Consider the following 8,121-nt stretch of genomic DNA (forward strand, 5'->3'; position numbering starts at 1 on the left):
TTGGCGATCTCGGTGTTGTGGTGTGCACGGCCACCGGCCGTCGCCAACTCCCTCTTCAGGTCCACCCAAGCGCTCTCGTCGAGCAGACCGCCGCTAGCGGCGTCGATGATGTCCTGCCATGTCTGCGGATACCACCGGTCACGGTTAGGGCCGAGGTACACGATCACCGGTGTCGAGGTCACCCGTATGTCATACACCAGGGTGTATTCCAAAGCTGACCCGCCAGTTCCGGACCAGGGGTTCCCGGACCTAGTGTTCTGTCTCAGTTTTGACTAGCCACTTGCTGAAGGGCGACTCGTCCACGTCGGACCTTGGTCAGGATCGATTCGGCGGTGGCGGTCCAGACGAACGGCTTCGGGTCGTCGTTATGCACGCGCAGGTACTCCTCGATGGCGGCGACGAGGTCGTCGACGCTGCGGAACACGCCACGGCGGATCATCTTCTCGGTCAGGTCGGCGAACCAGCGCTCAACCAGGTTGAGCCAGGACGAGCTGGTCGGGGTGAAGTGCAGGTGGAAACGCGGGTGCTTGGCCAGCCATGCCTTGACGTTGGGGTGGGTGTGGGTGCCGTAGTTGTCGACGATCAGGTGGATCTGCAGCTTGCGGGGCACCGTGGTGTCGATCGTGCGCAGGAACCGCAGGAACTCGTCGTGCCGGTGCCGGGCGAAGCACTTGCCGATCACCTTGCCGGTCAGCACGTCCAACGCGGCGAACAGGGTCGTGGTGCCGTGGCGCTTGTAGTCGTGGGTCATCGTGCCGGCCCGGCCAGGCTTGAGCGGCAGGCTCGGCTGGGTCCGGTCCAAGGCCTGGATCTGCGACTTCTCGTCCATGCACAAGACCACCGCCTTGTCCGGCGGGTTCAGGTACAAACCGACGACGTCGACGAGCTTCTCCTCGAACCGCCTGTCGTTGGACAGCTTGAACGTCTCCACCAGGTGCGGCTTGAGCCCTCGGGCGTCCCACACCCGCTGCACCGTCGCCGGACTCACACCGACCATCGCCGCCATCGACCGGCAAGACCAGTGCGTCGCCCCCTCCGGCTTCGAGTGCAGCGTCAACTCCACAATCCGGTCGATCGTCTCCTGCGGAATCGACGCCCTACGGCCACGACCCGGCGCGACCCTGCCCAGATCGGCCAGCCCACGCTCGGCGAACTCCGACCGCCACGCCCGCACCGTCACCCGGGTCACCCCAGCCAGCACCGCATTGTCGGCGTTGGACATCCCGTCCGCGGCCCGCAGCAGCACCTGCGCCCGCTGCACCAGCCGATGCTCGACCGTACGCGACTTGGCAAGAGACTCCAGCAGTTCCCGCTGGCCGGGTTCGAGCACCAGTGGTGCGGCAGAACGTGTCACGTCCAGAGCCTACTAAAACGGCTAGCTATTTGCGAGACACAACACTAGGAGCATCGGGATGGCCTACCGCACCCATCCACGGACCGTGACCCGCTGGCGGTGCCCCGGCCGTCCTGGAGCCGGAGCTACGAAGCCGGGCGATCGGCTCTCGGCATCCAGCGACCGCGGTCGGCCCATGCGCCCGAGCCAACCTCCGTCGTAGGGAAGGGGGTGGTGTCGTGACCGCGGGTGCCGAGGTCGGGACGGTCTTTGCGTTCCTGCTCGTCGATCTTGATGAGGTCGGACATCGCCTCGACGTGCATCCGCTCGGCGTCGAGCAGGTAGGAGACGAAGGTGTGCATGACGTCGAGGAAGGCCTTCTCTGGGTTGGTGCATGACGAGAAGAGGCTGTTTACGCTCTCGATGTAGCTCTTGAGAGCGCTGATGAGCGTGCTGATGTGTCGGTACCCCAGCGCTGCGTAGGCGTTGCGCAGGCCCTCCAACATGCTGGCGGCCTTCTTGCCCTCCTCGGCGAGCCAGCGTGCCTGGGTCTCAAGTTGCGTCAGGTAGGCCGACGCCCTGTCGGCGTACTGGCTGAAGGCCTGAGATGCGGTGCCCTCCCAGTACAGCTTGAGGTTCTTCAGCTCGCCGTCCATCTCGGCACGCAGCTCCGCGTAGGTGTTGGCTGCCGAGTGGACCAGGTCGGAGCGGTTCCGGATGACACCGGGGGCTGACCGCCAGGCGTGGACCATCAGGTCGCTCAACGGAAGCCGTTCGCCAGCCCCCAGCTCGATCAAGATCGCCTCAAGCTGAAGGAGCGTGTCCCTGTACTCGTGGATGAACTTGTCGAGCTGGTCGTTTTCGCCGTTGTCGTAGTAGGTGGTGCGCCCTCCGCTGAAGCCGAGGTTGTTGCCGTCCGTGCTGCCGATGGTCAGGGGCTCTTCAACCACTCGGGTCCGGGGAAGCTTTTCGTTGCGTGTGGCAGCCAAGCGCTCGTTGCCCTCAGGAATCGTTACCACGGGCTCGTCGCCCGGCAACCTTCTGTCCTGAGGCTGGGAGAGGAGCCCGGCGCCGCCAGGCCTGACGCGTACGCTGCCTCCGTAGCCATCGCCCAGCGGTAGGTACGGCAGCAGGTCCCGGTTCATGACGTCGAAGTTCGTTGTGACGTCCAAGTCTGTGCCCTCGTAGTCTGCGGCGATCTGCATGAGGCCGTCAGCCATGCGTTCCATCTCATCCTGCGCAGTGGCCGCCTCCGAGAGCCTGCTCCCGAGCGCGGTTGCCCAGTCGCGGTTGAGCTTCTCGGAGATCCCTTCCAGGGTGCCCCAGGCCGTGGCGGGGATACATCCGACATCGCCGAGTTAGCGTCGCACCGCGCTGTAGGTGACGGAGTCTTCGTAGCGCTCGACGCCAAAGGCCACCAGGGCTTGCGATTCGACCGTAAGCGCGGACGTGTCCGTGGTCATGATCTCTGCCTTTCCGCCTCGTGCGGTTCTGTCGGCACGAACAACTCGGCTCCGACCGGTGATCCGAAGTAGTCGATGCGAAGCTGTCGGTACTGCCGCCGGTGGTCCGCGATGGCGGCGAGGAGGGCCGTCCTGATCTCTGCGGCCACCTCGTCGGGGTTGCAAAGACGCAGCATGCCGGGCCGGATCTGGACATCGATGTCGCCGTCCTGACCGCGGGTGACCGTTACCCACCGGTTGATGGACATACCCATGGCCTTGATCGAGGCGACATCGTCGAAGTAGCGCTCAAGCTTGCCCACGGGTACTCCTAGTCGCTGGCCTTCAGGGTCATCGCGCGGTCGATGACGCGCTGGGCACTGGTATTCGCGTAGGCCGTCACCTGGTCCTGAGGCAGGCTGGGGCTGCTGAACTCGGCGAGAGTGTGCGCGTAGCGTTCATCGGAGGCCACGAAGACGCCGGCGAAGGCCTTGTCGTTGATCCGCTGAAGGCAGTAGCGCGCCACCTTGTACGAGGCTGCGCTCGGGCTGGGGACCGGCTCGCCGTAGCAGGGCCCGGTCTCGGCGTTCTTTCGTAGCTGCTTCGCGTCATCGCTCTCGATCAAGTCGAGAGTGACCTTGCCCTTGTATGCCTGGTCTGCTGACTGGAAGTCGAACTCGCATCCGACGAGTGAGTCGCTGACCTTGCGGTTCGGCTCGCTACGGGTGAGCGTCCAGGATCCCTCCACGGCGCTCGGCAGGGCGCTGGCCAAGTCGGCGCAGCTCGGGACCTTTGGGCTGTCAGCCAGTGGTCCCCATCGCCAGAGCCCCAGCGAACCTAGGCCCAAGGCGACCGCTCCGGCCAGGATGGCCAGCGTTTTCTTAGTCATTAAACCTTTCCCACTACCACTCACGACGAGACCCGTCGCGACGGGTCTCGACTTGCGGGGACGGTTGTTGCAGCGACGCCAGGGCCACTCTGGCCGCTGCCCTGACCTGCCGTGCCAAAGAATCGTCCGTATGGCGGTTCAGTCCTTGAACCTGAACCTCCACGTCTCCCTGCTGCGACGCGATGATCCGGACCGACCGGTCCGGCGAGTAAACATCAGCCTCTGGGCTGCGCTGCTCTTCCTTTGCTTCTGAAGGCTTCCGAGGCCTCGGAATCATTGGCCGAAGACCTTTCTGGCCACAACGAACGCCGTCAGGCCCATCGCCGTGGAGACCAGGGCGCCAACCAGCAGTCGCCAGCCGCCGGGTCGGTTCTGCACGTAGTGGTAGGCGATCCCGAATACGCCACCGAGGAGCATCACCACCAGCGGGGGGAGTGTCATCGGCGTGACGTCTCCCAGCAGGATCATCCAGGCTGAGACAAAGGCGAAGAAGATCGGCACGTTTGCGGCTGCCTGCCGAAGGTTGCGGTACGGCGAGTTGTGCAGCGCGAGTGCGGCCTCGCGGTAGTCCTCGACGGCTTGCTCGGTGTCCGCTTGCCTGATCCGTCGCCGTCGCAACAGGTTGCCGACCCGCCACGCCCCGTTCATGCCGGCGACCCTACCAATGGCGGTCATCGTTTCGCTGCCCTGAGTGATCGTTAGGGCGGGCGTGTAACCGACGCGACAGGGACGGTCGGCGTCCCGACCAGGGCTAGGGCTGAGGTGTGCGGTCGGTGACGTAAACGCCCTTGCCTTGCCGGCCGTCAAGGACGCCTTCGGCCTTGAGCAGAATCATCGCCGTCCGGATCACGGTTCCGCTGACCTCGTACTGCTCGCAGAGGGCGTTGAACGAAGGCAACTTGTCGCCCGGCTTCAGTTGCCCGGACGCGATCCGCTCCCGGATATCGCGGGCGACCTGTAGATATGCAGCTTCAGACATCGGTGGTGCTCCCAGCTTGGCGGCTGGGACAAGCAGACCACACGGCGGAGGCAAGTTACAACACATTGTGCTGAGGGCGTTGACGATGGATACATTGTATCTTAAGTTGCTCGTGGGGCTATTGAGCTTGGCGGCTGAATGCCCTGCCGTGGGTGTCCGGCCTGGTCCCCCGTCTGGGGCGGGCGCCCGCGGCACCGTCCTGGCAGATGACGGGAGGCCTGGTGAAGCGGTCGAACCAGTGGTCGACGTGGGGCCTCCGAGCGGGTGACTGACCTTCGGGAGCGGGATGCGGGTTCAGCAGAGCGGGCGGCGTAATGGCGCGCCGCGTTTCCTACGAGGAGTACCTCCTCGCGGCGGCAATGACCCTCGCCAGCCGGCACCGGCCAGTGTGGTGCTGGCGTCGGTGGCGTCAGGTCTGCCGGTGCGGGGCCGAGCTGCCCTGCCGAGCGCGGCACCGGATCCCGATCAACCGGGGCCACTGGCCGGCGCAGGAGCGGTGACGGCCGACAGGGTGATGTGGCTCGTGCTCGCGGTGCACCTGCGTGGGGTCGATGGCATGTGCGTCGGGTGCCGGGCATGGTGGGGGAGGTTGTCGCCGTACCCCTGCTGGCAGGTCGACTGGGCGACCAGCCAGCAGGCTCGGTCGCGGACGGCGCGCTTCCTGGGTGGTCTGCCGTGACCACTCACGGGCCGGTGCTGCCGATCTGGACCTGTGGTGGCTGCGACCTTCCATGGCCGTGCCCGACCCGGAAGCGTGAGTTGTGGGCGGAGTTCGACCGGGCGCCTGTCTCGCTCGCCCTCTACATGGGTTCCTACCTGGTGTCGGCGGCAGAGGATCTGGTTTGGTTGCCGGCGGGCACGCTGCATCGACGGTTCGTTGGGTGGGTGCGATGAGTGTCCTGCGGCCGGGCGACGAGAAGTTCCACTACAGCGATGGCTCGCACAAGTGGATTCCCCCTGGCCCGGACTACGACCAGGAGGTCTGGGACGAGCAGGTGCGCCAACACAAGCTGCGCCACCTCGCGGGCGAGAAGCCGAAGCCGCGTTTCCGCCTGCGCTCGATCTGAGCGGGCGGAAATGCGTTGCGATCGCTCGATGGCTGGGACAGGGTCGCGACATGAAGGACCCCCGCGCCGACACCCCCGCTGACCTCCCCACCCGCTCCTTCGGCTGGTCGGACATGTTCCTCGCGCCCGAGGACGACCCCCGCTCCGACGGCGGCTTCGACGACGAGCGCAGCCTCCTGGTCGGCTACCTGCGTGACCACCGGCTGACCCTGGAACTCAAGTGCGCCGACCTCGACGCCGAGGCGCTGGCCCGGCGCAGCGTGCCGCCGTCGACGATGTCGCTGCTCGGCCTGGTCCGGCACATGGCCGAGGTGGAGCGGGGCTGGTTCCGCCGCACCATGGCCGGCGAGGACGCGCCGCGGATCTGGTGCACCGAGGAGGAGCCCGACGCCGACTTCGACGGCGCGGTCGCCGACCCGAAGGTGGTCGAGGAGGCGTGGGCGGCGTGGCGGGCGGAGGTCGGGTACGCCGAGCGTTTGGTCGACGAGGCTGCCGACCTGGGCGTCAAGGGGCACCGGGGAGACCTGACGATCTCGCTGCGCGAGTTGCTGGTGCACATGATCGAGGAGTACGCCCGCCACAACGGCCACGCCGACCTCCTCCGCGAGCGCATCGACGGCCGCGTCGGTCAGTGACCTGGACGAGCGGTGCGGGCAGCCCGTTCAGCAGGCACGGCAGCAGGTGGTGAGATGACGCCCAGCGGGGACGGAGAGGGGCGCCGGTGCAGGTGGACACGCCGAAGACGGTCGCGGAGGCGGTGGCCGTACAGGATCGGTTGCGGCCCCTCGCCGACCTGGTTGGGCCGGGTCCGCGCCGGCCCGCGACGGTGGCCGGCCTGGACGTCGCGTACGCGGAGAGCGGTGACCTGCTCGCGGCGGCCGTCACGGTGCTGGATGCCGCGACCCTGGCGGTGGTGGACCGGGCGGTGAGTGTGGGGCGGCCGGCGTTCGAGTACGTGCCGGGGCTGTTCGCCTTCCGGGAGCTGCCGGCGTTGCTGGCCGCCCTCGACGGGCTGGCGGTGCAGCCGGAGCTGCTGGTCTGCGACGGGCACGGACTGGCCCACCCGCGCCGGTTCGGGCTCGCCTGTCACCTGGGGGGTGGTGACCGGGCTGCCGGCCATCGGGGTGGGCAAGACGCGGCTGGTCGGCGAGTCGGCGGAGCCGGGGCCGCGGCGCGGTGACAGCGCGCCCCTGGTCGACGGGGGTGAGACCGTCGGGCGGGTGCTGCGGACCCGGGACGGCGTCAAGCCGGTCTTCGTGAGCGTCGGACACCGGATGAGCCTCGACAACGCCGTCGACCAGGTGCTCGCGCTCACCCCGCGCTACCGGCTGCCCGAGACCACCCGCACCGCCGACCGGCTCTGCCGTGACGCCCTGGCCGCCGCCCGCACCTGATTCCTTACTGGTCCTGAGCGGCGCCCTGCGCAGGCACCGCCGACGCCCCACCCGCACCCCGGCTGAGAAGGCGGCCGGCGTGATTCAGGACACGGCCGGCAGGGTAATGCGGCACACATCTGGAGCGCTCAATGGTCAGAGGACCCCCTGACCCGGTAGTAGCCTGACCGCCGGACTCGAGCGGGAGAGACGGTGAGGTGGAGATGTCCGTGCGTCGGCAGGTCGTACGGCTGGTGACGGCTGCTGCGCTGCTCGGCGGCCTGCTCGTCGTCGGCGTCGCCCCCGCGTACGCCGACTCCGACCGGGTCGGGGTCCGCGCGGCGAGCAGCTTCAGCGCGGGCGGTTCCGCGGGCGGCGTCTCGATGGAGGTGCGCAAGCGCACGGAGGGCTGCGTGCTGCTGCGCAGTTCGCTCGGGTTGCGCCTGGTCGGGTTGAATCCGGACCAGGTGCGGGTACAGGTGAACATCGGCGGCCGTTGGTTCCCGGTGCCGGTCTCCGGCGGCGGTGGCAGCGTCGCCACCGGCCGTACCTCGCCGGCGAATGCCACGTTGTGCAAGGGGAAGAGCATCACCGTTCGCTACCGGGTCGCGTTCGTCGCGGGCGCGCCGGCGGGCAGGTTGGAGGTGGTCGGCGAGGCGACGACCGCCGTCGGCCGGTTGATCGGCCGGGGCGCCGACACCTCCCGGGTGGGTGGCCGCCTCGCCGCGAGCGCGTCGCCGACCCCGAGCCGCAAGCCCACCCCGACGCCCACCCCGAGCGCGACCGGGACCCCGGCCGCCGTCACGGACGAGCCGAACCAGGCCGTCCTCGCCGCCCCGACCACCGGCCAGGCCATCGCCGCTGCCGAAGAGTCCTCCGGAGGATCCATGATCATGTGGTTCGGCATCGCCCTGGTAGCCATCGGCGCCGGCTTGATCGCTCTGCTCATCCGTAACAACCGCAAGGACCGCGGGCCCGCCGACGAGCAGGCGTACCCCGGCCGTCCCGCTGCCGCGCAACCCCGGTCCGACCACCTAC

10 protein-coding genes and 1 pseudogene are annotated in these 8,121 nt (G+C 67.9%); 4 read left to right on the plus strand and 7 right to left on the minus strand.

Going from position 1 to position 8,121, the window contains the following annotated elements; all coding sequences use genetic code 11:
- From JNW89_RS20410 to JNW89_RS20440, 7 genes are all read right to left on the minus strand, one after another.
- On the minus strand, positions 1–182 hold a 182-nt coding region (locus JNW89_RS20410), incomplete at its 3' end, for a hypothetical protein (RefSeq protein WP_238450109.1).
- Positions 183–262: 80 nt separating this feature from the next.
- Positions 263–1,360, minus strand: coding sequence for an IS630 family transposase (locus JNW89_RS20415; protein WP_375155122.1), 1,098 nt, complete (start codon positions 1,358–1,360; stop codon positions 263–265).
- Between the two features lie 119 nt (positions 1,361–1,479).
- Positions 1,480–2,553, minus strand: coding sequence for a WXG100 family type VII secretion target (locus JNW89_RS20420; RefSeq protein WP_238450110.1), 1,074 nt, complete (start codon positions 2,551–2,553; stop codon positions 1,480–1,482).
- 239 nt (positions 2,554–2,792) lie between these two features.
- The gene (locus tag JNW89_RS20425; RefSeq protein ID WP_238450111.1) at positions 2,793–3,098 is read right to left on the minus strand and encodes a hypothetical protein; all 306 of its coding nucleotides are present in this window, start codon (positions 3,096–3,098) and stop codon (positions 2,793–2,795) included.
- Positions 3,099–3,106: 8 nt separating this feature from the next.
- A complete protein-coding gene (locus JNW89_RS20430) occupies positions 3,107–3,547 on the minus strand; it encodes a hypothetical protein (protein ID WP_238450112.1) in 441 nt (146 codons plus the stop codon).
- Between the two features lie 390 nt (positions 3,548–3,937).
- Entirely contained in the window at positions 3,938–4,312 is a 375-nt protein-coding gene (locus JNW89_RS20435) for a hypothetical protein (protein ID WP_238450113.1), read from the minus strand.
- Positions 4,313–4,415: 103 nt separating this feature from the next.
- Positions 4,416–4,643: a winged helix-turn-helix domain-containing protein gene (locus JNW89_RS20440; protein WP_238450114.1), complete on the minus strand. Its 228-nt coding sequence runs from the start codon at positions 4,641–4,643 to the stop codon at positions 4,416–4,418.
- Between the two features lie 890 nt (positions 4,644–5,533).
- On the opposite strand from JNW89_RS20440, the gene JNW89_RS20445 reads away from it, so the two are divergent.
- From JNW89_RS20445 to JNW89_RS20460, 4 genes and pseudogenes are all read left to right on the plus strand, one after another.
- Positions 5,534–5,710 (plus strand): hypothetical protein, encoded by a 177-nt coding sequence (locus JNW89_RS20445; RefSeq protein ID WP_238450115.1) that lies wholly within the window; start codon positions 5,534–5,536, stop codon positions 5,708–5,710.
- Between the two features lie 50 nt (positions 5,711–5,760).
- Entirely contained in the window at positions 5,761–6,345 is a 585-nt protein-coding gene (locus tag JNW89_RS20450) for a DinB family protein (protein WP_238450116.1), read from the plus strand.
- 140 nt (positions 6,346–6,485) lie between these two features.
- Positions 6,486–7,104: pseudogene (nfi, locus tag JNW89_RS20455) on the plus strand (deoxyribonuclease V).
- A 209-nt stretch (positions 7,105–7,313) separates the two neighbouring features.
- A partial coding sequence (locus tag JNW89_RS20460; protein WP_238450117.1) for a hypothetical protein occupies positions 7,314–8,121 on the plus strand: 808 nt, incomplete at its 3' end.

It is taken from the genome of Micromonospora sp. 4G55 (assembly GCF_016803375.1).